The organism is Methylobacter sp. BlB1, from assembly GCF_015476545.1.
In the GTDB taxonomy this organism is placed as follows: domain Bacteria; phylum Pseudomonadota; class Gammaproteobacteria; order Methylococcales; family Methylomonadaceae; genus Methylobacter.
On the sequence record NZ_JADMKV010000019.1, the window covers coordinates 32,905 to 55,404 of the forward strand.

The window sequence follows — 22,500 nt, forward strand, 5'->3', positions numbered from 1 at the left end:
TCTTATAGATACAAATTCATCAAGCAGGATAGAGTTTGCAGCCCTGCCCGTTTGTGAAGCATGTGCAGGCTCTACCCTACCATCCTTATAGATACAAATTCCCAAGGATGGATTATATTGATCAGGCCATTACTTCCCTGCGCGAGGACAGTCCGATGAAAAAAATCACCGTAGACCATGCGATAGTAGAACTGGACGGCGATGAAATGACACGCATCATCTGGCATTTCATCAAAGAGCAGCTGATTTTGCCTTATCTGGAGGTGCCGATCGAGTACTACGATCTCAGCATCGAGAATCGCGACAAGACCGATGATCAGATCACGGTCGATGCCGCACAGGCGATCAAAAAGCACGGCGTCGGCGTCAAGTGCGCGACCATCACGCCCGACGAAGCGCGCGTCAAGGAATTCGGCCTCAAGAAAATGTACAAATCGCCGAACGGCACGATCCGCAATATTCTGGACGGCACCGTTTTCCGCGAGCCGATCATCTGCAAAAACGTGCCGCGCCTGGTGCCGAACTGGACGCAGCCCATCTGCATCGGCCGTCATGCCTTCGGCGACCAGTACCGCGCCACCGACTTCGTCACGCACGGCCCCGGCAAGCTGACCGTCACCTTCACGCCCGATGACGGCAGCGCCGGGCAGACGCATGACGTTTACCATTTTGAGGGCGACGGCGTGGCGCTGGCCATGTTCAACACCGACGAGTCGATTGCCGGCTTCGCGCGCAGTTGCTTCAACGTCGCGCTCGACCGCGGCTGGCCGCTTTACCTGTCGACCAAGAACACGATTCTGAAAAAATACGACGGCCGCTTCAAGGACATCTTCGAGGAAATCTACCAGGCCGAATACCGGGACCGCTTCGCCGCGCAAGGCATCACCTACGAGCATAAACTGATCGACGACATGGTCGCCTCGGCCTTGAAATGGAGCGGCGCTTTCGTCTGGGCCTGCAAGAATTACGACGGCGACGTGCAGTCCGATACCGTGGCCCAGGGCTTCGGCTCGCTGGGCCTGATGACCTCGACGCTGGTCACGCCGGACGGCAAAACCATGGAAGCCGAAGCTGCGCACGGCACCGTCACGCGCCATTATCGCCTGCACCAGCAGGGGCTGCCGACCTCGACCAATCCCATCGCGTCGATTTACGCCTGGACGCGCGGCCTGACTTTCCGAGGCAAGCTTGACGGCAACCAGGCCCTGATCGATTTTTGCCGGACGCTGGAAAAGGTCTGCGTGGAAACGGTCGAGTCGGGACAGATGACCAAGGATTTGGCGCTGTGCATTCATGGCGATCAGCTTAATGAATCGCATTATCTGAACACTGAGGACTTTCTCGACACCTTGCGACGCAATCTGGAGAGCGGCTTAAAACAATGAATACAGCTATACTCTTGTGGGGCGAAACTTGTAGGGGCGAATCCATTCGCCCATGAGCTCCTGTTGTTGGCAGTCGCCTTTATGCCGGAATGGAAGACCATTGTAGGGCGACTTCGCCTAGAGCGCCTACTTTTGGCAGGTCGCCCATGGCGAATACCCAAAGGGCACAAGTGAATTCGCCCCTACATTTTTACTGCATATTATTTGGTTAATGAATAAGAAAACCCTCATTTTCATTCTGATCGCCATCGCCATTGGCGGTGCTTATTTTGCCTTGCGGAAGACCGAACCCGTTACGGTCAAAACGGCGGTAGTCGAGCGGGGCGAAGTCAGCGCCACAGTTTCCAATACCCGCGTCGGCACGATCAAGGCCTGCCGGCGCGCTTATCTGGCGCCTGCGACCGGCGGCCAGGTTGCGGAACTGCATGTCAAGGAAGGCGATAAAGTCAAACAAGGCCAATTGCTGATGGAAGTCTGGAACAAGGATCTGAAAGAGCAAGTGAAATTGCAGGAGGCCCAGATCAAGGAGAACCAGGCGACGGCCAAGCAGACCTGCCTGATGGCAGCCAGCGCCCAGCGCGAGGCCGATCGTTTGATCCGTCTGCAGCAAAAAAATCAGTTTGTGTCCGAAGAGCAGGTCGATATCAAGTCCACTGAAGCCAAAGCCAAGCACTCCGCCTGTGCCGCTGCCCATGAAGCCATCACCGTCAGCCGGGCCAATCTCGATTTCACACGCGCCTCCATTGACCGCACGCTCGTGCTGGCGCCTTTTGACGGCACCGTCGCCGAAATCAATGTCGAGCTGGGCGAATACGTCACGCCTTCGCCGCCCGGCATTCCGACCCTGCCGGCCATCGATCTGCTCGACGTCAGCTGTCTTTATGTCTCGGCGCCGATCGATGAAGTCGATGCGCCGAAAATAAAAACCGGCATGAAAGCCTGCGTATCGCTCGATGCCTTCGGCAGCGAGAAGCGCTGCTCGGGCACCGTCAGCCGCATCGCGCCGTATGTACAGGAGAAGGAAAAGCAGGCGCGCACGGTCGAAGTCGAAGTGAAGCTGACCGACCCGAAAGACCTTAACGATCTGCTGCCCGGCTACAGCGCCGATATTGAAGTGCTGCTGTCCGACAAGCGTCAGGCGCTCCGGGTCCCCGCCGAAGCGGTACTGGACGGAAACCGCGTCCTGGTCCTAAGAGATGACGGCGTGCTTGAGGAATGGACCTTCGAGCCAGGCCTGTCCAACTGGAATTATGTCGAAGTGCTGTCGGGTCTCAAGGCCGGAGACAAAGTCGTGCTGTCGGTAGGCCAGGAGGGCGTCAAGGCAGGCGCGCATGTGCGCGAACAGCCATGATCGAGCTGGAAAACATCCACCGCTACTTTCAGGTCGGCGAACAGACCGTCCACGCCCTCAACGACATCAATCTCACCATCGACAAGGGGGAATACGTGTCGGTCATGGGTCCGTCGGGCTCCGGCAAGTCGACGCTACTGAACGTCATCGCGCTGCTCGATCAGCCGTCATCGGGCCGCTACCGCCTGAACGGCCGCGACGTGACCCAGCTCAGCGATGACGAGCTGGCCAAGGTCCGGCGCGAGAACATCGGCTTCGTGTTCCAGTTTTTCCACCTGATCCCGCGCCTGACAGCCGCCGAGAATGTCGAAATGCCGATGATCCTGGCCGGCGTCCCTGCAAAAGAACGCAAACGGCGCGTAGCCGAGGCGCTGGCCGACGTCAATCTTCAAAACAGGGCGGACCACCGGCCGGACCAACTCTCGGGCGGACAGCTCCAGCGCATCGCCATCGCCCGCGCCATGATCATGCGTCCTGAAATCCTGCTGGCCGACGAGCCCACCGGCAACCTCGACAGCAAATCCGGCAGTGAAATCATCGAACTACTGGAAAGCCTGAACCGGCAAGGCGTGACGCTGATGATCATCACGCATGACCAGCATATAGGTGACAGGGCGCGCCGGAAAATCCGCATTGTCGATGGACAGATCAGGCCATGATTCAAGCTGTGCAAGGCCGTCTTGGATCTGTGTAGGCTGGGCTGGAGCTTTAGCGGAAGCCCGGCATAAGCGGCTCCGAGTGCAGGGTTTATCAACCCCGTCTACCCGGCTGACAGGCCGAGTGAGTCCTGTCTAATTGATATTACGCACAAATCGATCTCTGTGCTGTTTTAGCGTTACTGCGCAGCATCAGTTATATAGCCAGCTTAACGCATTGAGTCATATGCCATATCCAGTGCGCCATATAACACAGTTTTATTGATTAAGCCCGGAACCGGCAACAAAAAATCAAGCAATTCAAAAGGCTATGTATTGGCATATTAATTGCCATGTTTATCAGTGACTGTGTTTGGAAGCAGCAGGCCGGCAATTGCCCGATCTCGGACTAACTGCGACGCCCGCCAACGACAACAACAATCCGGCTTTGGCCGACTTTCCATCTGTCACGAGAGTATTTATGCAGCGCTACTATTATTTTTTCGCTTATCTACTGAGCCTGATCGTGGCGTTAAGCATCCATGACGCCCATACCGCACCAGAAGACACAAAACCCGAGACCTTCAGCTTCACCGAGCAAACCGACGTCAAAACGCCGGCATCAGACAGCAATAGCGGCGGCGTTGGTGGAATCGACTCCCGGATCGCCGGCCTGAAGCCCAACAATTAAATGCTGTCCGAGCTTATCCGCCAATCACATGCTTGCGCTTTCGCCCGGAATTTATTTGGCGAATCCAGGGGGTAAAATCAGAACTTCCAGAACAATGCTCCAGGCTTCCAACGCAAAATCCACCACGATCACCACACACTCGCTCAGCGTGGCGCGTTAGGCAAGCTCCAGACGCCAGGATGCGTCTTCCTTCCTTCTTACCGGAACACGTTAAGGATAGCGTGTTCCGGTTTTCCAAAAGTCTCAAAAATTCCTGCAGGGTCGAATTCACTTGTGCCCTTGAGGGTATTCGACCCGAATCTCTCTCCAGCCTTACAGAACAGTTAGCCAGCCTGGCGAACCCTTCCGAAACGTCAGGCGTTGATTAACGGCTCCACTTAACTCAAACATCACAGAAACGAAAAGGACGGGATTGCAAATCCCGTCCCGCCTGAGGGATTAACAATTAGTGTTTGATTTTGTGATTGTAATGTTCTTAGTTGCATTTCCGCTCACATTGCCCAGATCGATGAGCAAACTTCCGTTTAGCGATGTAGTTGCGCCATCGGACAGTTGGTGTTTCTTGTTGCCATTACCCGCTGAACAGGTAGGGCTGATGGCAACGGTGAGATGGTTATCGCCGCTGGGAACAATGCAGCTATAGGTTGGAGCCATGCCCGCACTGTGTCCTCCGGTCAATGTGCAAGCTCCCATGTTGGTATCAACAGCTACCGTGACCGTTGTTAAATTATCAACTTTATCCTCAATACTTATAGATCCGCTGATGGTATAGGTCGGGACGTCATTCGCAACAAAAGGCCCCGGAACTGTGATCGTCGTACCTGACGCCCCCGTCAGGGTCACTGCTTGCGTGGCAGGCTCTACCGCTGCGCTTATTACTGAGGTCGTCGCTGTCAGCGTGGCAGTAGTGGGATCTGCTGCAGTCACAGTACAGTTATAAGTGTAATTGCCGTCGCCATTAGGCGTTGTAGGGCACTGAATGCCTGACGGATCAAGCGAGATTGAAACTGAACCTGCCGCTGCACCCATAATAATTCCCGTAACGGTATAAGTCGGGTTGTTCGAAGGTGTAAACGATAAGGTACAGCCGCTTGCCGTATCCAGCGAGAAGCTGCAATTCTGCGTTTCGCCATTATAGCTGCCACTGACGGTGAGCGATGTCTCAGCCGTGGTAACGTAGCAGGTGTAGGCAGTCGTTGTGGCCGTGCAATTACCACCGAGCACAGTGACAGTCGGCGCGCTGTTGGCATTCTCTACCGTGCCGGCCACCGTATAGCTCGTGGCAGTACTGCCTACGCAATAACTGGTATCATTAGCAGGATCAAAGACATTGTTATCCGTAATATCGCGCTGAATATTTTTAGATGCCAGCTTAAATCCACCAATAGCAGTTGCTTGTGCAGTGCACTCATTGTGCATGCCTTTTGCGTTTTGCTGGCCATTGACGATTAAAAAGTCATGACAACTGTACGGCTTGTTTATGCCCTCATTAAGGCCATTATTGCGCGTATAGTAATTTCTTGCCGTATCAAGCGTTGTAGCAGTCCCTGCCAGCTCTTCTGCAAAGCAGACATTTTTGCCATTAGGAGCAACGCCCAGCAACCCCACTTTGCCGCGCCAGCCGCCGGGGCCGACCTTGGCTGCACTAAAAGTGGGACTAGGACATTCCGTAACAGGCACTGTGCCACTTACTGCGGTGCCGGCTGGGCCAAATTTACAGTTGCCGCCAACGTAACATACATAAGGCGCGCTTTTAGCTCCGTCTATCGGATCAAAAACGCAATAGGTGCCGCTTTCCGTCGCATTAAAAGTAAATAAATTGACATCCAGCAGTGTCGCACTGTTATTAGCATCGGTCGCCGCTGAATGAACAATGCCTCTGATCGGAATAATAACGCCGCCATTGAAACGGATTTTCGGAATGCAGTAACTGGTAGCCACTGTAGATTTCTCAAACAGTTCAATCGCTTCGTCACCGACCGCGCCGTCTCTATCGACACGGCGAGTATATAAGTCGTGTTCAAAAGGCGTTAAAATACCACAGCTATATACCCGGGCAGCTTTCGTACCGCTGGCGCCAACCAGATATTTTTTGCCATTGTAGTCATAAATGCTGTTTGGTGTTTGCGCTTGAGGAAGATCTATGATCTCCGGATCAATTTCCTCTGAGGAATTGGCATTCGTGCTGGGGTCGTCAGTATCAACACCGCTGTTTTGCCCTTGAGCGCCAATCCCTGATGCCCACACATCTTCAAACGCCACGACGCTTTGCACGACCACCTGCCCTTTGGCCCAACTGCAGGTTGCGCTGATTTGTTTCCGGGCGGGACCGGTCAGGTCCTGCACGACCCAACCTCGGCTGAAGGTTTCGTTCGTGCCTGTAATAGTCTCGTTTGCGGCTGAAGATGCAATCGCATCATAGCCTGATGCGCCTGTTTTTTCGATCCTGTCCCTGAGTTCCTCGATCTTGGTGTCGCAGAGCGCTTTGGCTTCCGCGCGGGTTTTATTCAAACCGCTGCCATTCATCAGGTCGCCTTGCAGGGACGCGATCGCCAGCAGGCCCACGGCAACGACCACAGTGGTAATCAATACTTCTATCAGGCCGATACCGGTGCTGTTTTTTATCGGGTTAATTGATTTCATTGCTGTATCCTGTTTAATTTATTGATTACCAATCTTTCCATGAACCCGGAACAATCATGCCGGTACCCACTATAAACGGCGGCGCCTGATCGTCTCCTCCTATAGGCACATAAACCAGCTTCAAAGTACCGCCACCGCCGCTGGATGAGTTGCTCTCGCCTATCACGGAACCTTTTACAAGCGCGCCGCCGGCTATATGTATTCCTCCTGTTATATAAATCACGCCATAAACAGCCGCGCCCCCGTTTAAAGTTAAATCGCCATCGACGACTAAGATCGAAGGATTGGTGGGGGTTCCGACTGTATCGCCGGCATTCAGCGTAAGATTTCCGTCCATCCAGATAATCCCGGTCATGCCATTGGGGTTTGTTACTCCCGCCGCATTGGGTAGTTTTTGATTAACGTTTTCAGCCGCCTTCATGAGCTGGGTCCTGGTCAGCGCAAAGAACATATCAAAAAATTGATCTGCGGTTTTACTGGATAAGGTCGCGTCATCGGTGATGATATCGATGCCCGCGCCGGCCGCGTTATTGGATACCATTTGCGTGTTCGGGCCGGGGTTTTCGGGGTCGCCGCACGGCCCCACTTCACAGTCACTGTTTAACTCGGCCTTGGTGTAATCGCTGGTTTCTGTATTTGACGGCCTTAAATAAGTGGCAAAAGCCGCGCCGCTGATGTCATTGGGTCCTCCTGTCCAGATGCTGCTGTTGGTGTAGCGGTTAATGATTGTCGCATTACCGAATACGCCCACCGAAGCCTTGCTGACGAACGGCTGTTTGGGGCCGTCGCCGTTATCAAAAATATCAAAAGTGCCCATGCATTGGGTTACCGTGCGAACGGCGGTGCCATCGTCGCTCCAGCCTTTGGCGGTCACCAGGGCGCGAGTCATGTTTTTTCCTAACGTTCCAAAGCAGTCGCCATCCCCATCACTGTCTATCGTCTTGGAAGCATCGGCCTGGCAGTCGCAGGCATTGTCATCGCTGTTGTCGAAATAAAACTGTGCGGAGGTGGTTTGCGTGCCGGCGGTCAGATCATCAGGATCAAGAGAAAATGGCGAGGCGCTGGTGTAATCAACTAACCCATCAGCCCCGGCGGCGCCTGTATCGTTATCTATTTGATCCAGCCCGCCGGTCATAAAATAAGCCTCTGCCTGATTCATGGCCGCACTGGCCGCCGCCGTCGCCTGACTGGTACGGTAATTGTCGGCGGTGACTTTGGTTTCTACGAGCACTTCTTTGGAAGTGAGCAAAATGACAAGGGTGATACTGATCAACAACACGAGGGCCGTTAATAAACTTGCGGCGCCCTGCTGGCTCTTGAATCTGTGCGTTATCGTTTTCATGAAGGTTCCCTTGATTCTCTATGGCTGTCTGAAGATATGATCGTTTCTGACTTTAACCGTACTGCTCAGGGTCTTGGTAACAGTCGGATCAGCATCCAGCGCGCCCGTTAAGTGAATATCAACCACGCGTTTTACGGAAATGTAATCGCCTGCATTGGCTACGGTGCAGGTTACGCCGGTATTGGGCGCAGCGCCTGTGGTAATGTTCAGGCAGCGCGAAGTGCCGTCCAATGCGGGCAAAGCGGGGTTAACATTCGCGACGGCCGCCTGCGCCGCCATGGCAACGAAACTGAATTGAAGATTGGTGATGTTCAGCTGATTGCCTTCTATAAATCCATCCCAATTGTCATCGGGATTGGCGCAATCGGTAGTGTTAGCGCCCCCCGAGCGCATTTGGATGGAATTGTTGGTAAATCTGAATCCATAAAATTCGCTGGCATCGACCGCGCCATTATTGTTTGCATCGTAACTATATAAAATGCAATTGCCGCCGATTATGTTTAATCGGGTTGCAGCGGCGGTAAAGGGGTTGGGATCATTGACGGGAGCGCCGCCATTGGCCACATACGCTATATGCCAGTTGTTGATTACCGCGCCGCGCCAGTAGCCCGCGCGCTTGATATCGTTGACCATGATCGTCATGACCGATTCCAGATCATGATTGAGACGCACCGACCTGACAGTATCGGTACTGCTTCTGACCGTGGCGATGTAAATGGCAATGGTTGCCCCCACAATGATCAACCCCAGCAATAAGGCAATCATTATCTCGATGAGCGTAAAACCGGATTGTTTTTTCATGTCGGCTTCCTCCTGATCAGCAATTCGGGTATCCGGTCGAACCTTGTTCATTACAGATTCTTACGCGTCCAACGGGCGCTACGACCACCTTTACTTCATAATTGGATGAAATCATTTCCACACTTCCATGGCTTAAGCTGTTATTGCTTCTTCTCGCTTCACCGCGTCGAAAATCGAATTCTGCTACGGTTTCAGGCGCGCTAAAAAAATCAGGATCATCCATTGTGGTTCCGGCATACTGTGCGCTGCTTACGGTTTTTAAATTGCAATTGGCAGTGGCTGCGGCGGGGCACCCATGGCTGACATGCTGAAGAGCGCATGCGCTGCCGGCAGCAGCAGGCGGTATGTAGATCTGGTAAGACCAATTGGCGCCTTCGGTAAAAGAAGCCCGGAGATTGCAGCTTTGCTTTATGGATTCGGCGCGCATCCATTGCAAGTCGGATTTCAACCCTTCAGCCGCCTGTTTCAGCCGGTTCCGTGCAAGCATGTCTCGGTAAGAAGGCACAGCCAGCGCCGCAATAATGCCCATGATGGCAATAACTATCATCAGTTCAATCAGCGAGAAGCCTGAACTCCCTAATTTTTTCATATCTGATCCCCTTTTTTTGTTTGTGGTAAGTATAGATGGGTATCGGTTTTTGGCAGGAGCGCCGGATGCCGCTTATCGGCTGAATTGGAACGCTAATCGGCTGGCCTTCATGACGCGGGCAAATATGGCCGGTTATGCTATTCTTAATGAAATAAAAATTTAAAAGGAGAATCAATGAAGACGTTTAAACGATTTGACGGATTTACTCTGATAGAATTGGTGATAGTGGTGGCTATTATCGGTATTCTTGCGGCAATTGCTTATCCTTCCTATACCGAATACGTGACACGCGCCAAGCGCTCAGACGGGAAGGCGGGATTGTTGCAAGTGCAATTGGCCGAAGAGAAATGGCGGGCCAATCATGCAGCTTACACGACCGATTTGACCAATGCCGGATTAAACCTTGGCACTTCTTCGCCCGACGGCAAATATACGATCAGCATCACCGCTGCCGATGCCAATGGCTATACCGCTGCGGCCACGCCTACATTCACCGATGCAAAATGCAACGTTCTCGGCATCAATCAAGCCGACGTCAAAACCGTGTCAGGCACCGACTCTGTTGCAAATTGCTGGGGTAAATAATTCTTTCCTATACCGATTTACTTGACATGACTGATCAACAACATTGTCTTTGCGGCTCCGGCCTCGATTATGCCGAATGCTGCGGCCAGTATCACCGCGGTGAAAAAGTCGCGCCCACCGCCGAAGCGCTGATGCGTTCGCGTTTTACCGCTTACGCCCGACAGGATGAAGCTTATTTGCTGGCGACCTGGGATGCGAACACACGGCCGGCGGCGGTCGACTTTTCTAGGGAAAAAGCCGAATGGCAAAGACTGGAGATCGTCGGCACTAAAAAAGGCGGCCTTAAGGACAGCAAGGGGATCGTGGAATTTAAGGCCTATTTTCTGCAGGATGGCGAGGAGCATGTGATGAACGAAGCCAGCCGCTTTGTCCGGAACGACGGCCGCTGGTTTTACCTCGACGGCATCGTGAAATCGATAGGCAAGGTCGGGCTGCAGACCAATCAGGGCAAGAATGCGCCATGCCCCTGCGGCAGCGGCAAGAAATTCAAGCGCTGCTGCGGCGCTGACTGATCCGGCCGATTTCGTAGGGTACGCACCGCGTACCTTCTGAGGTTTGGTTCACCGAAAAAATTCAGAATGGTACGCAATGCGTACCCTACTCAAGACTTGTTTTTCAGCCGATACAGCGCCGAAATATCCTCATCTCCAAGCCCCGCCGCCATCAATTGCTCGTAGTCGGCCAGCGTCATGTCGATCATCGTGGTCGATGCGCCGATCTGCCGGGCCATGGCCTGGCAGATTTTCAGATCCTTGTGATGCAGTGCCAGCTTGAAGCCCGGCGCGAAAGTGCCGCGCGTCATGGTAGGGCCGCGATGCTGAAGAAACCAATTGCCGGCCGCGCCGCCGGAGATGACCTCGATGACCTTGTCCATCGGCAGGCCCTGTGCCTGCCCGAAGGCCAGCGCCTCGGTCACGGCCTGATTGATGCCGGCGGCCATGATCTGATTGACGGCTTTCGTATTCTGACCCGCGCCGGTCGGGCCCATGTGCATGATGCGGCTCGCCATGGCCGCCAGCACCGGACGGACTTTTTCCAGGGCATCGGCGTCGCCGCCTATCATCATGGCCAGCGTGCCTTTGTTGGCGCCTTCGACGCCGCCCGATACCGGCGCATCGAGGAAGGCGGCCTGTTTTTCGGCCAGTATCGCGACGGCTTTCCTGGCCGTCTCGCTGCTGACCGTGGACATATCGACGACGACCGATCCGGGCTTGATGGTGGCAGCGACGGCATTGACGACATCCAGCACATCCTGATCGGCGGAAACGCAGATCAGCACGGCATCGACATCAGCCGCCAGTGCCTGGGGCGTTGCATAAGCGGTTACGCCCAGACCTTCGGCCAGACTTTGCGCCGTTGCCGCCGTGCGATTATAAACGGCCGTCAGATAGCCCGCCTTGGCGAGATTTCCGGCCATGCCGGCGCCCATCGCGCCGAGTCCGATCATGCCTGCTTTCATGTTACCGCTCCAGTTGTACGCATCGCGTACCATTTTCAAAACGTTGTCAGTGCATCAAATCCAGGGAAGGTACGCGGTGCGTACCCTACTGCCGGGCGTGGCATGTTGCCGCGCCCGAAACATTTGCATTGATTAAATGTAGCCGCCTGGCTCAGACAGCTCTGAAATGTTAGGAACGGGGTTACAAACCCCGTCCCGCTTGAATCCAGGGAAGGTACGCGATGCGTACCCTACGTTCAGTTAGCGCTCCAGGTAGGTATAGGCCGCCAGGCCCGCTACCAGCTCTTTCTCGTAGTCCTGCCGCTCCTGTTCGCTGACAGGGCTCCTGGCCAGCTTTTCACGATAGGCGGCTTTCAGTTCCTCGGGACAGATATGAACGTAATCCAGCAGATCGCCGACATGCTCGCCTTCAAGCAGATCGTAAAAATGATACCCGCTGTCGTCGAGCTCGATATTGATCGAGTGCGTATCGCCGAACAGGTTGTGCATATCGCCGAGGATTTCCTGGTAGGCACCCAACATGAAGAAGCCGATCAGGTACGGTTCCTTGCAGTCGATTTCGTGCAGCGCCAGTGTCGTTTCGATGTTCTGCCCATCGATGTACTGATCGATGCGGCCGTCCGAATCGCAGGTCAGATCCTGGAGCACGGCGCGCCGCGAAGGCCGCTCGTCCAGCCGGTGTATGGGCATGATCGGGAAGATCTGCTCGATGCCCCAGATGTCGGGCATGGACTGGAACAGCGAGAAGTTGCAGAACACCTTGTCGGCCAGCTTCTCGCTCAGCTCCTGCAATATCGTGGCTTCGCTCTGGCTTTTCGGATTCAGGCTGTTTTTAATCTGCTGGCAGATGACCGCATAGTCGTTCTCGGCCTGGGCCAATTCTACGATGCTCAGCTTATCCTGATTGAACTGCGCGCGGGCTTCCGACAGCGCGAATTGCGCGTCATGGTAACGCTCGACGATGTTCTGCCCGTTGGCCAGAGGCTGTTTGGCCGAGTCATTGGTATAGGCCGATTCGATATCGGTCACGTTAGTGATCAGGACGGCATGATGGGCCGTGATCGCGCGGCCTGATTCGGTGATGATGTCGGGCTGCGGCACCTGCTTCTCGGCGCAGATTTCGGCGAAGCTGCGTACGATGTTCTGCGCATATTCATCCATGCTGTAATTGATCGATGACTCGCGCCGCGACCGGCTGCCGTCGTAATCGACGCCGAGGCCGCCGCCGGCATCGATGATTTTTACGGGAGCCCCCTGGCGGTGCAGTTCGACGTAGAATTGCCCGGCTTCTTTCAGCGCGACCTTGATGTCGTGGATGTTGGCGATCTGCGAACCCATGTGAAAATGCATGAGCTTGAGGGTATCGAGCAGTTCCGCTTGTTTGAGGCGCTCGATCAATCCCAGCACTTCATTGGCATGAAAGCCGAATTTGGATTTCTCGCCGCCGCTGTTCTGCCATTTGCCGGCGCTGATGCTGGCCAGCCGGATGCGCACACCCAGTTGCGGCCTGACGTTCAACCGCGCGGCTTCCTCGATGATCAGTTCCAGTTCGGAAGGCTTTTCAATGACCAGAAACAGGTTCAGCCCCATTTTCAGGCCGATCAGCGCCAGGCGGATATAAGCCCGATCCTTGTAGCCATTGCAGATCACGACAGATTGCGTCGATAGCGCCATGATGGCCAGCAGCTCCGGCTTACTGCCCGCTTCCAGCCCGACATTATCGGAAGCCAGAATGCCCTCGACGACTTTGCGCTGCTGGTTGACCTTGATCGGGTAGACGGGCGTGTAGCGGCCCTGGTAATCATTGTTGACACAGGCTTTCTCGAAGGCGGCCTGCAGGCGCCGGACGCGGTCTTTGAGGATGTCGGTAAAGCGCACCAGGACCGGCAGGGACAGATTCTTGTCCTTGAGCGAACCGGCGATTTCATACAGATCGATTTCGACGGCTTTATCGGAGCTCGGCCTTACGCAGACGTGCCCTTCGGCATTGATCGCAAAGTAACCGTCGCCCCAGTTTTGTATACCGTAGGTCTGCGCCGAATCCTCGATAGTCCACGTCTTTGAATCACTTAAATACAACTTTTTCACTCCATTCCGCCTAAATACGACAGAATTCTAATATAATATTGATTTGTTTATTCGTTTTTAGGAACACAGATAATGAATCCGTCTCAGTGGTTTACCGAGCAAGCTCCAGGTGCAGAATCCGCCTTTTCGTTAAAATTTAAACAAAAGTTGCACGAGGAGCAATCGGAATATCAATTTATTGAAATTTATGAAACCGAGGATTTCGGCAATTTGATGGTCATCGACGGCTGCACGATGGTATCAACGCGCGATAACTTCCTCTATCATGAGATGATGAGTCATCCGGTCTTATTCACGCACCCCGATCCGAAACGCGTCTGGATCATCGGCGGCGGCGACTGCGGCACCTTGAGGGAAATCTTGAAGCACCCGTCCGTCGAACAGGCCGTACAGATCGACATCGACGAGCGCGTCACGCGGCTGGCCGAAATCTACTTTCCCGAATTGTGCGAATCCAATAACGATCCGCGCGCCGATCTGAAATTCATCGACGGCATCAAGTGGGTGAAAGAAGCCGAGCCTAATTCCGTAGACATCATCATCGTCGACAGCACCGATCCGGCCGGCCCGGCCGAAGGCCTGTTCAGCAAGGCATTCTACCGCGACTGCTTCAACTGCCTGTCCGAGCACGGCATGGTCGTGCAGCAAAGCGAATCGCCGCTGTATCACATGAAGCTGATCGGCGAGATGCGCGATGCCATGAGTTCGGCCGGTTTCGAACACCTGCAGACGCTGTTCTTCCCGCAAGCCATCTATCCGTCCGGCTGGTGGAGCGCCACGATCGCCAGCAAAGCCAGCCTGGCAAAATTCAGGGAACTGGACTCCGCCAACAAAAATTTTGACACGACTTACTACAATGTCGACATCCATAAGGCTTCACTGGCCCAGCCTGAGTTTTTCAAGAAAGCCCTTGGTTTGAAGTAGTCAGTTGAATGCAGGAATTAAAAAACACCTTTAAATTGATCGAACGCATCAGCATCCTGGTGCGTTCGGAAGAACGAAAAAAGTATGCCGCAGTGGGATTGCAGCCGATCCACATCCAGGTGCTGGACTATCTGTCCCGCTGCAACTGGTGCAGTGACACGCCCGCGGCCGTGACCGACTATCTGGGCCTGACCAAGGGCACTGTTTCGCAGACGATACAGGTCCTTGAGCGCAAAGGCTATATCGAGCGCAGCAACGACTCCGAAGACGGGCGCGTCGTGCATCTTTCCCTGTCCAAATCCGGCGTGCGCCTGCTGGACGAACTGGAAGCGCTCGATGTGTTCGCGCAGGCCGAGAACGCCCTGGCGATCAAACAATACACGACCCTCGGCGATGCCTTGAATTCCATGCTGCGGACGTTACAGATAACCAACAATGTCCGGACATTTGGCGTCTGCAACTCCTGCAGCCATTTCAACGAGATCGACAATCATTACCAGTGCGATCTGGCCCAGGTGCCGTTAAGCCGTCTGGACACCGAAAAAATATGCCGGGAACATAAGCCAGCCGCTGACAGGCCGGTGGAAACAGAGAACGATTAATCACAACAGGCCGGCATAGTTAGCCGCCTTTTACCTTTAAGTAAAGAGAGAGATATCCTATGTTTGATCCCAAAGCCCTTGATGATCTTGCCAACCGCCTGGCCGGCGCCCTCCCTCCGGGTCTGAGCAATCTGAAAGAAGACCTGGAAAAAAGCTTTCACGCCATTTTGCAGGGTGCCTTAGGCAAACTGGACCTGGTCACGCGTGAAGAGTTTGAAGTGCAGAAAGCGGTTTTAGCCAAAACCCGCTCCAAGCTTGAAGACCTGGAAAAACGCGTCGCGGCCATGGAGGCACAAATCCTTGACAAAGCCGACCTGTAAAATATCACAGTGCTGTGGGCGCGACTTTAGTCGCCCTCCTGAAATAAACATCAACCCATGGCCTTAGCCGTCATCTACAGCCGCGGCCGCGCCGGCATCAATGCGCCCTTGGTCACGGTCGAAGTACACGTGGCCAACGGCCTGCCGGCACTATCCATCGTCGGTTTGCCGGAGGCGGCCGTCAAGGAGAGCAAGGACCGCGTGCGCGGCGCGATCCTGAACTCGCGCTTTGAGTTTCCGGCCCAGCGCATCACGATCAACCTGGCCCCTGCCGATCTGCCCAAGGAAGGCGGCCGTTTCGACCTGGCCATCGCGCTGGGCATCCTGGCCGCATCCAGCCAGATCCCGACCGCTGGCCTCGACCAGTACGAATGCATCGGCGAGTTGTCCCTGGGCGGCGAGCTGCGACCGATCAGCGGCGTGCTGCCGATCGCGATACAGGCCCGCAACAACGGCAGGAAACTGCTGCTGCCGCGTGAGAATATCGCCGAAGCCGCCTTAGTCAAAGGCATAGAGATTCTGCCGGCCGGCCATCTGCTGGAGGTCTGCGCGCACCTGAGCGGACAAAGCCTGATACAGCCGGAATTCCCGCAACCTGTATCAGATACGCAGACCGACGGCATCGACTTTGCCGATGTGCATGGTCAGTATCATGTCAAACGCGCCTTTGAAATCGCCGCGGCCGGCTCGCACAATCTATTGATGCTGGGCCCACCGGGCACCGGCAAGTCGATGCTGGCTTCGCGCCTGCCGACCATTCTGCCGCTGCTGTCCGAACAACAGGCCCAGGAAAGCGCCGCCATCGCCTCGATCAGCGACCAGGGGCTCGATGTGGCCAACTGGCTGAAGCCGCCCTATCGCGCCCCGCACCATACGGCATCGGCAGCGGCGCTGGTCGGCGGCGGCTCCAATCCCCGGCCCGGCGAAATCTCGCTGGCGCACAACGGCGCCCTGTTCCTTGATGAGCTGCCCGAATTCGACCGGAAGGTGCTCGAAGTGCTGCGCGAGCCGCTGGAGACCGGCCATATCACGATTTCACGCGCCAGCCGGCAAGCTGATTTTCCGGCCCGCTTCCAGTTGATCGCGGCTATGAACCCGTGCCCGTGCGGTTATCTGGGCGATGTCTCGGGCCGCTGCCACTGTACTTCGGAGCAGGTCATGCGTTACCGAGCCAGGGTGTCAGGCCCGCTGCTCGACCGTATCGACATGCATCTGGAAGTGCCGAGGGTTCCGCATGAGGTCTTGCGCAAAGGCTCACCGGACGGCGAGGAAAACAGCGCAACAATCCGGGCACGAGTCGAGGCTGCGCGCAACATTGCCGTCGCGCGCAGCGGCAAGGCCAACGCGGCGCTAACGGCCAAAGAAGTCAAACAGTTCTGCCCGTTATCCGAGCAGGGCCATCAGCTGCTGGAGCAGGCCATGGACAAATTCGGCCTGTCGCATCGTGCCTATCATCGCATCCTCAAGCTCGCCCGCACCATTGCCGATCTGGCCCATTCGGAACAGATAGCAATCGCGCATTTGAGTGAAGCAATCAGTTATCGCAAACTGGATAGAAATATTTAATGGCTTTTAACCCACTCTGTAAGGTCGAATTCGCCTAGAGCGCCTGCTTTTGGCATTCGACCCGAAACGCCTGTGCTATTCTTTAATATAGTTTGCAGGCTGGGTTGGTAAATCCAGCATAAGCGGCTTCAAAATGTTGGGTTTACAAACCCGGTCTACCAGCAATAAGCGGCACCAATCACCAGAGGGGAATCATGAAAAAAAATAGTTTATTGTTGTTGTCCGTAGGGCTGGCATCGTTCAGCATGAACACCTGGAGCAATGACACGATCTTCAAATGTAGGAATCAGCAAGGCAACATCATTTACCAGAAATCGGCCTGCTCGGAGAGTGTTAAAACCGTGTCTTCATGGACATCCGTGATCAAGGAAAAACCGCCCGAAAAAGAACCGGAGAAAAAGCTTCACCGTGAGCTCGTCGTCAAGCAAGGCGCCAATGGGCATTATTTTCTGGAAGGCTCCATTAACAGCAAGCCCTTGACATTCGTGATCGATACCGGCGCATCGGTCGTCTCCTTGCCGGTTTCACTCGCTTCCAATGCCGGAATGGCCTGCAAAGATAAAGTCATTGTGGATACCGCCAACGGCCAAACCGACGCCTGCACAGCCGTCATTTCGGAACTCAAATTCGGGCATTTCGTAGTCAAAAATGCGCCGGCCAGGGTCGTGCCGAACTTAAGCCAGCCCTTGCTCGGCATGAATGTCCTGCAGCAATTCAACATGAAGCAGGAAAATGGCGAGATGCGTATCTCGGCGCGTGATTGATGCCCGACAAGCTGTATAATAGGCCAGTTTCAGCCTAAGTTTATATAGTAGTGATGGCCAAACTGAATCCACAGCAGCAAGCTGCTGTTAAAACCATCGATCATCCTTTATTAGTGCTAGCCGGCGCCGGCAGCGGCAAGACGCGCGTGATTACCGAAAAAATCGCCTATCTGATTACCCAAGGCGGCATACCGGCGCGCAATATCGCCGCCGTGACTTTCACCAACAAGGCCGCGCGCGAAATGAAAAGCCGCGTTTCCAAGCTGCTGGACGACAAGCAATTGCGCGGCCTCAGGGTTTCGACGTTTCACTCGCTGGGCCTGGAAATCCTGCGCTCTGAGCATAAAACGCTGGGCTACAAGGCCGGCCTGACGCTATTCGACGAACAGGACAAGCTTACCCTGCTGCGCAACCTGATCAGCCATGACAGCAAAAACTGCGATATCGACAAAGTCGACCATTATTCCTGGCAGATCGGGCAATGGAAAAACGCCTTTGTCACGCCGGAGCTGGCCGTATCGACGGCAACGGCGGAGCAGTACCCGGCGGCCGTGCTTTACAACGACTATATCCGCAGCCTGAAAGCCTACAACGCCGTCGATTTCGACGACCTGATCCTGCTGCCCGTGCTGCTGTTTCAGGAGCAGCCGGCCGTGCTGGAAAAATGGCAGAACAAGATCCGCTATCTGCTTGTCGATGAATATCAGGATACGAATATCACGCAGTACCAGCTCGTCAAACTGATTGCCGGCAATCTAGGCCGGTTTACCGTGGTCGGCGACGATGACCAGTCCATCTACGCCTGGCGCGGCGCCCAGCCCGAAAATCTGGCACAGCTGCAAAAAGACTACGCGCGCCTGAAAGTCATCAAGCTGGAGCAGAATTACCGCTCGACCGGTCGCATCCTGAAAGTAGCCAACCATCTGATTGCGAACAATCCACACGCGTTCGAAAAAAAGCTCTGGAGCGAGCTGGGCTACGGTGATCCGTTGCGCGTACTGAGCCACAAGGACGAAGTGATCGAAGCCCAGCAGATCGTATCTGAAATCATCCACCATAAATTCAGGACCGGCAGCAGCTATCAGGATTACGCGATTTTATACCGCGGCAATCACCAGTCGCGGCTGTTCGAGCGCAGCCTGCGCGAGAACAACATCCCGTATTTCATCAGCGGCAGCACATCGTTTTTTGCCTATTCCGAAATCAAGGACGTGCTCAGCTACCTGCGCCTGTTCGTCAACCAGGACGACGATGCGGCCTTCCTGCGCATCATCAACACGCCGCGTCGCGAAATCGGCCCGACCACACTGGAAAAACTCGGCGACTATGCCAACGAGCGCCATATCAGCCTGTTCGCGGCCAGCTCCGAATTGGGCCTGACTCAGAAACTGCCCGAAAAAGCCATGCAGCGGCTGACCAAATTCCGCGATTGGGTCATCGATACGGCCGACCGCATCGAACGCGGCGACACCTTCGCCGTCATCGAAGCCATGCTGGATCAGATCGGCTACGAGCACTGGCTACGCGAAAACAGCAAGACGCCGGCATCGGCCGAGCGCAAAATGAAGAACGTTCAGGAACTGATCGACTGGCTCAAGCGCATCAATGACGACTACAGGGATGTAGGAGGTAGAGCAACGCAAGGAGCAGTTGCCGAAAAAGATAGCGAGGGAAAATCGCTGTCCGAGATCGTCTCCAAAATCATGCTGATGGACATCATGGAACGCAATCAGGAAGAAGAAGCCAGCGACCAGGTCAGCCTGATGACCCTGCATGCCGCCAAGGGCCTGGAGTTTCCGCATGTGTTCCTGATCGGCATGGAAGAAAACCTGCTGCCGCATCAAAACAGCATCGAAACCGATAACATCGAAGAAGAGCGCCGGCTAGCCTATGTCGGCATCACGCGCGCCCAGCGCACCCTCACGTTCAGCTACTGCACGCACCGGAAGCGCTACGGCGAGATCAGCGAATGCGAACCCAGCCGTTTCCTGAACGAACTGCCGCCCGACGACCTGGAATGGACCAACAAAAAACAACTGACGCCGGAAGTCATCAAGGAGCGCGGCAAGGCCAGTCTTGCACATTTAAAAACAATGCTATCGTAATTTTGCGCGCAATCGGTTAAAATACGCGCTTACGCGCCCGTAGCTCAGCTGGATAGAGCGCAGCCCTCCGGAGGCTGAGGCCAGAGGTTCGAATCCTCTCGGGCGCGCCATATGACATCCCCTAAAACCGCATTTTTGGTTCTGTGTTCTGCATGCGCCATGCCTTTTAAAATCCATTAACTCATAAGGATTTTGACCTTTACCCGCATTTGCACTTTTGGCTCATTCCGAGATAAATCAGCGCGCTTTTGCATTCTGTTTTCCAGAATCTTATACGAATCTTCAAAAGCCATCGGGTATAAAGGCGCACCGTCATGAAAAGCCGCAGGCTGCAGCTCAGGAGACCGGCTGATCGAATCTTGCACGAGAGACTCCCTCCGGCTTCTTGAAGTTTGTATCTCTTCTCCGCAGTCTCGGCCAAAGGCCAAGATATGCCCAGCTATGGCATGAGCAACCTGAAAAAAATTAAAACTTCCATACTGCTGGATCTATAGTCCCACAATTCCTATTCGTTAGGCTGTTCTGGATTTAAGCTGATGCCCGTATAACCATCGTTACGGATGATTAATTAACAGTAGGCGAAGTCGCCCCACAGGTTTTAAAACCACTTGTTTCGGCGGTTAAACAGGCAAACTGCGCAAGTCCTGAAAAGGATAGCATCAACAAAAACCTGAAAACCAGTAACAATTCAGCTCAATCAGCACCTCAGTCTTAAAACTCATCTCATATTGCGCCAAGAGCGGCAACTTTCCTGCTTCATTGCTGCCAGTGCGGCATCAACAATTAAGACATCATAAAAAACACTCTAATAAACAACAAGTTAAACTTGGCACAAACCTCGCAATAGATACTTTCAGGCATAACCTATTTGCCTTCTATTACCCCTATGTGAACAAGTTTGAAGGATGTAGCCGATACATGAAAATGTTTTATTGGAGTTTAAAAATGAATAATGAATTAATTTCTCTCAAAGATTACCGATGCATAAATTCATGGCGGTTACAGCGAGTATTGTTATTGGCGCTAGCGAGTACGGCATCGCCTGGCGTATTGGCGCTAAATACCGGAACTGACCTGAATCTGTCTTTAAAGCCCATTGCCGGCGGTATGGCTGGCGCGGCTTATGCCAGGCCGCAAGAAGTTTCTGCGGCGCTATTTGGCAATCCGGCCGCCTTGACTCAGTTTAAAGGCTTCAATTTTAGCTTAGGTGCGGCAATTCTCGAGCCCGACGTGGACAATTATCAAAGCAATAACGGCTTCACTAATCACTCCCACAGTCTGGCCCAGAATTACCTCGCGCCGGATATTGCTCTCGGTGCCGAAGTGTTGCCCGGCTTTGTGATCGGCGCCGGTGTCTCGGTTGACTCCGGCATAGGCGCCGATTATCGTACCCATCCAATCAATGGCGGGGCCGGACTCGGGCTGGGCGGTGCCGGTGCTGGTGGTGCGGCTACATTGCCTTTGCTTGTGGAATTACTGTCATTAAGTTCCAATGTAGGAGCGGCTTATGAAGTGACACCCGATTTGTCGTTAGGGGCAGCACTAACGGTAGGATTCGGCTTAGGCCAATTCGGGACAACCGGCAACACGACGGGACTTAGCGGTTTAACAGGTGATTTTGGAGGGACTACGTCCAGTGTACATGGTATTGGGATCCGTGGCGCTTTCGGAGCAACTTATCAACTCACGCAGGATGTGAAGTTAAGCGCATCATTAAAATCCCCTTTGCAATACCGCTACAAGAACGTATTGTCGACCACGGTAGGCGGCAGTCAAGAATACCAAAGCGTAAAGCTCGATCAACCGTTGGAGTTGACTTGGGGCATAGCAGCCAATGCAACCCCCAATCTGTTATTAGAGGCGGACGTAGCCTGGAAAAACTGGTCGAATTCTTCGTTATATAAAGATGTCTACGACGATCAGTTCCTGGCCATGCTGGGTGGCCAATATACCCATGGAAACTGGCAATTTCGGTCAGGCTACAGCTATGCCTCGGAGTTGCTCCGCGATAATCCGAATGGCACGGTTGGCGGTTTTAAAGGATTAGGGACACTCCCTCTTAATACTAGTGTTCCCGGTGTTCTTAATAGCAACGATTTGATTAAAGTCGTACAAACTACTTTAGGCCCGGTCGTTTGGCAGCATACAGCTACCGCAGGTCTGGGATACGCCTTTACGCCCAAGTTCAGGCTGGATGCGTTTGCGGCCTATGCATTTGAAGGTTCGGCAGACCGCAGTACACTGGCTTTAGGCGATTATCATGTTAGTGCTAGCGAATGGGCATTGGGTGCGGGGGCTAATTTCAAATTTTAAGTGATGGATGCCGAATAGTCCGCTGTGGAATTATTCGGCAAATCCGGCCTGTAGGTCAAATCCGCAGCAGCCGCTTTGCGTTTCGATGCATCCAGTGCTCCTTCGTACGAAAATCCTCAAGTGTTCATCTCATCGCCCGTAACAGGTACGAACTATCAACCTTAATGCAGGGTGTGCCACGGCCAACGACAACTGTGTGGCCAACACCCGCTTTGCGAATTTCTTCAATAATCCCATCCAGAATATCTGATCGTCCTGTTTTGATCCCAGCCGACGATTAAGCCATTTGGCGGATTTCATATTCTGGTGTTTCCGGCGTTGCGCCAAAAATCATGCA

Annotated in this window: 20 protein-coding genes and 1 tRNA gene; 14 read left to right on the forward strand and 7 right to left on the reverse strand. The window is 54.1% G+C overall.

Annotated features, from left to right (window positions below; all coding sequences use genetic code 11):
- The first annotated feature begins 155 nt into the window (after positions 1-155).
- The 4 genes from IT781_RS09475 to IT781_RS09490 all read left to right on the forward strand — a co-directional run bounded on the left by IT781_RS09475 (position 156) and on the right by IT781_RS09490 (position 4,062).
- Entirely contained in the window at positions 156-1,385 is a 1,230-nt protein-coding gene (locus IT781_RS09475; RefSeq protein ID WP_194969915.1) for an NADP-dependent isocitrate dehydrogenase, read from the forward strand.
- Between the two features lie 211 nt (positions 1,386-1,596).
- On the forward strand, positions 1,597-2,736 hold the full coding sequence (locus IT781_RS09480) for an efflux RND transporter periplasmic adaptor subunit (protein ID WP_194969916.1): 1,140 nt from the start codon (positions 1,597-1,599) through the stop codon (positions 2,734-2,736).
- Entirely contained in the window at positions 2,733-3,395 is a 663-nt protein-coding gene (locus tag IT781_RS09485; protein WP_194969917.1) for an ABC transporter ATP-binding protein, read from the forward strand. Before IT781_RS09480 ends, IT781_RS09485 begins: the two co-directional genes overlap by 4 nt.
- 349 nt (positions 3,396-3,744) lie before the next feature.
- The gene (locus IT781_RS09490) at positions 3,745-4,062 is read left to right on the forward strand and encodes a hypothetical protein (protein WP_194969918.1); all 318 of its coding nucleotides are present in this window, start codon (positions 3,745-3,747) and stop codon (positions 4,060-4,062) included.
- A gap of 438 nt (positions 4,063-4,500) precedes the next feature.
- Here the strand turns inward: IT781_RS09490 and IT781_RS09495 are convergent, their stop codons facing one another.
- Genes IT781_RS09495 through IT781_RS22725 form a run of 4 tightly spaced genes read right to left on the reverse strand, consistent with a single transcriptional unit; the run spans position 4,501 to position 9,437 of the window.
- Positions 4,501-6,705: a hypothetical protein gene (locus IT781_RS09495; RefSeq protein WP_194969919.1), complete on the reverse strand. Its 2,205-nt coding sequence runs from the start codon at positions 6,703-6,705 to the stop codon at positions 4,501-4,503.
- A 25-nt stretch (positions 6,706-6,730) separates the two neighbouring features.
- Entirely contained in the window at positions 6,731-8,047 is a 1,317-nt protein-coding gene (locus tag IT781_RS09500) for a hypothetical protein (protein ID WP_194969920.1), read from the reverse strand.
- A gap of 18 nt (positions 8,048-8,065) precedes the next feature.
- Positions 8,066-8,899, reverse strand: coding sequence for a prepilin-type N-terminal cleavage/methylation domain-containing protein (locus tag IT781_RS09505; protein ID WP_194969921.1), 834 nt, complete (start codon positions 8,897-8,899; stop codon positions 8,066-8,068).
- A complete protein-coding gene (locus IT781_RS22725; protein WP_194969922.1) occupies positions 8,865-9,437 on the reverse strand; it encodes a prepilin-type N-terminal cleavage/methylation domain-containing protein in 573 nt (190 codons plus the stop codon). The genes IT781_RS09505 and IT781_RS22725 overlap by 35 nt, the downstream gene beginning before the upstream one ends.
- 174 nt (positions 9,438-9,611) lie before the next feature.
- Here IT781_RS22725 and IT781_RS22290 point away from each other — a divergent pair, with 174 nt between their 5' ends.
- Together IT781_RS22290 and IT781_RS09520 are read left to right on the forward strand one after the other, a co-directional pair.
- Positions 9,612-10,022 carry a type IV pilin protein gene (locus IT781_RS22290; RefSeq protein WP_194969923.1) on the forward strand — a complete coding sequence of 137 codons (411 nt, stop codon included), beginning with the start codon at positions 9,612-9,614 and terminating at the stop codon, positions 10,020-10,022.
- Positions 10,023-10,048: 26 nt separating this feature from the next.
- Positions 10,049-10,534 carry a YchJ family protein gene (locus tag IT781_RS09520; protein WP_194969924.1) on the forward strand — a complete coding sequence of 162 codons (486 nt, stop codon included), beginning with the start codon at positions 10,049-10,051 and terminating at the stop codon, positions 10,532-10,534.
- An 89-nt stretch (positions 10,535-10,623) separates the two neighbouring features.
- On the opposite strand, the gene IT781_RS09525 is transcribed toward IT781_RS09520, so the two are convergent.
- Together IT781_RS09525 and speA are read right to left on the reverse strand one after the other, a co-directional pair.
- Positions 10,624-11,481 (reverse strand): NAD(P)-dependent oxidoreductase, encoded by an 858-nt coding sequence (locus tag IT781_RS09525; protein ID WP_194969925.1) that lies wholly within the window; start codon positions 11,479-11,481, stop codon positions 10,624-10,626.
- A gap of 240 nt (positions 11,482-11,721) precedes the next feature.
- Positions 11,722-13,569: a biosynthetic arginine decarboxylase gene (gene speA / locus IT781_RS09530; RefSeq protein WP_370526977.1), complete on the reverse strand. Its 1,848-nt coding sequence runs from the start codon at positions 13,567-13,569 to the stop codon at positions 11,722-11,724.
- Between the two features lie 69 nt (positions 13,570-13,638).
- Between speA and speE the strand changes: the two genes are divergently transcribed.
- From speE to IT781_RS09565, 7 genes are all read left to right on the forward strand, one after another.
- Positions 13,639-14,493 (forward strand): polyamine aminopropyltransferase, encoded by an 855-nt coding sequence (gene speE / locus IT781_RS09535; RefSeq protein WP_370526978.1) that lies wholly within the window; start codon positions 13,639-13,641, stop codon positions 14,491-14,493.
- An 8-nt stretch (positions 14,494-14,501) separates the two neighbouring features.
- Positions 14,502-15,095 (forward strand): MarR family winged helix-turn-helix transcriptional regulator, encoded by a 594-nt coding sequence (locus tag IT781_RS09540; protein ID WP_194969927.1) that lies wholly within the window; start codon positions 14,502-14,504, stop codon positions 15,093-15,095.
- A 59-nt stretch (positions 15,096-15,154) separates the two neighbouring features.
- Positions 15,155-15,415, forward strand: coding sequence for an accessory factor UbiK family protein (locus tag IT781_RS09545; RefSeq protein ID WP_194969928.1), 261 nt, complete (start codon positions 15,155-15,157; stop codon positions 15,413-15,415).
- A gap of 57 nt (positions 15,416-15,472) precedes the next feature.
- On the forward strand, positions 15,473-16,981 hold the full coding sequence (locus tag IT781_RS09550) for a YifB family Mg chelatase-like AAA ATPase (protein WP_194969929.1): 1,509 nt from the start codon (positions 15,473-15,475) through the stop codon (positions 16,979-16,981).
- 194 nt (positions 16,982-17,175) lie between these two features.
- Positions 17,176-17,745, forward strand: a complete 570-nt coding sequence (locus IT781_RS09555; protein ID WP_194969930.1) for a TIGR02281 family clan AA aspartic protease — start codon at positions 17,176-17,178, stop codon at positions 17,743-17,745.
- A 53-nt stretch (positions 17,746-17,798) separates the two neighbouring features.
- Positions 17,799-19,850 (forward strand): DNA helicase Rep, encoded by a 2,052-nt coding sequence (gene rep, locus IT781_RS09560; RefSeq protein ID WP_194969931.1) that lies wholly within the window; start codon positions 17,799-17,801, stop codon positions 19,848-19,850.
- A gap of 33 nt (positions 19,851-19,883) precedes the next feature.
- Positions 19,884-19,960 (forward strand) — tRNA-Arg (locus IT781_RS09565).
- 66 nt (positions 19,961-20,026) lie between these two features.
- Here the strand turns inward: IT781_RS09565 and IT781_RS09570 are convergent.
- Entirely contained in the window at positions 20,027-20,215 is a 189-nt protein-coding gene (locus tag IT781_RS09570) for a hypothetical protein (protein WP_194969932.1), read from the reverse strand.
- Positions 20,216-20,795: 580 nt separating this feature from the next.
- Between IT781_RS09570 and IT781_RS09575 the strand changes: the two genes are divergently transcribed.
- Positions 20,796-22,163, forward strand: a complete 1,368-nt coding sequence (locus IT781_RS09575; RefSeq protein ID WP_194969933.1) for an OmpP1/FadL family transporter — start codon at positions 20,796-20,798, stop codon at positions 22,161-22,163.
- Positions 22,164-22,500: the final 337 nt, after the last annotated feature.

Excerpts from the sequence above, each read along its gene's own strand:
- IT781_RS09505 (WP_194969921.1), bottom strand. The coding sequence starts at position 8,899 with ATGAACAAGGTTCGACCGGATACCCGAATTGCTGATCAGGAGGAAGCC.
- IT781_RS09495 (WP_194969919.1), bottom strand. The coding sequence starts at position 6,705 with ATGAAATCAATTAACCCGATAAAAAACAGCACCGGTATCGGCCTGATA.
- IT781_RS09555 (WP_194969930.1), top strand. The coding sequence starts at position 17,176 with ATGAAAAAAAATAGTTTATTGTTGTTGTCCGTAGGGCTGGCATCGTTC.
- IT781_RS09500 (WP_194969920.1), bottom strand. The coding sequence starts at position 8,047 with ATGAAAACGATAACGCACAGATTCAAGAGCCAGCAGGGCGCCGCAAGT.
- IT781_RS22725 (WP_194969922.1), bottom strand. The coding sequence starts at position 9,437 with ATGAAAAAATTAGGGAGTTCAGGCTTCTCGCTGATTGAACTGATGATA.
- IT781_RS09520 (WP_194969924.1), top strand. The coding sequence starts at position 10,049 with ATGACTGATCAACAACATTGTCTTTGCGGCTCCGGCCTCGATTATGCC.
- IT781_RS09525 (WP_194969925.1), bottom strand. The coding sequence starts at position 11,481 with ATGAAAGCAGGCATGATCGGACTCGGCGCGATGGGCGCCGGCATGGCC.
- IT781_RS22290 (WP_194969923.1), top strand. The coding sequence starts at position 9,612 with ATGAAGACGTTTAAACGATTTGACGGATTTACTCTGATAGAATTGGTG.
- IT781_RS09550 (WP_194969929.1), top strand. The coding sequence starts at position 15,473 with ATGGCCTTAGCCGTCATCTACAGCCGCGGCCGCGCCGGCATCAATGCG.
- IT781_RS09540 (WP_194969927.1), top strand. The coding sequence starts at position 14,502 with ATGCAGGAATTAAAAAACACCTTTAAATTGATCGAACGCATCAGCATC.
- IT781_RS09575 (WP_194969933.1), top strand. The coding sequence starts at position 20,796 with ATGAATAATGAATTAATTTCTCTCAAAGATTACCGATGCATAAATTCA.
- IT781_RS09480 (WP_194969916.1), top strand. The coding sequence starts at position 1,597 with ATGAATAAGAAAACCCTCATTTTCATTCTGATCGCCATCGCCATTGGC.
- rep (WP_194969931.1), top strand. The coding sequence starts at position 17,799 with ATGGCCAAACTGAATCCACAGCAGCAAGCTGCTGTTAAAACCATCGAT.
- IT781_RS09485 (WP_194969917.1), top strand. The coding sequence starts at position 2,733 with ATGATCGAGCTGGAAAACATCCACCGCTACTTTCAGGTCGGCGAACAG.
- IT781_RS09475 (WP_194969915.1), top strand. The coding sequence starts at position 156 with ATGAAAAAAATCACCGTAGACCATGCGATAGTAGAACTGGACGGCGAT.
- IT781_RS09545 (WP_194969928.1), top strand. The coding sequence starts at position 15,155 with ATGTTTGATCCCAAAGCCCTTGATGATCTTGCCAACCGCCTGGCCGGC.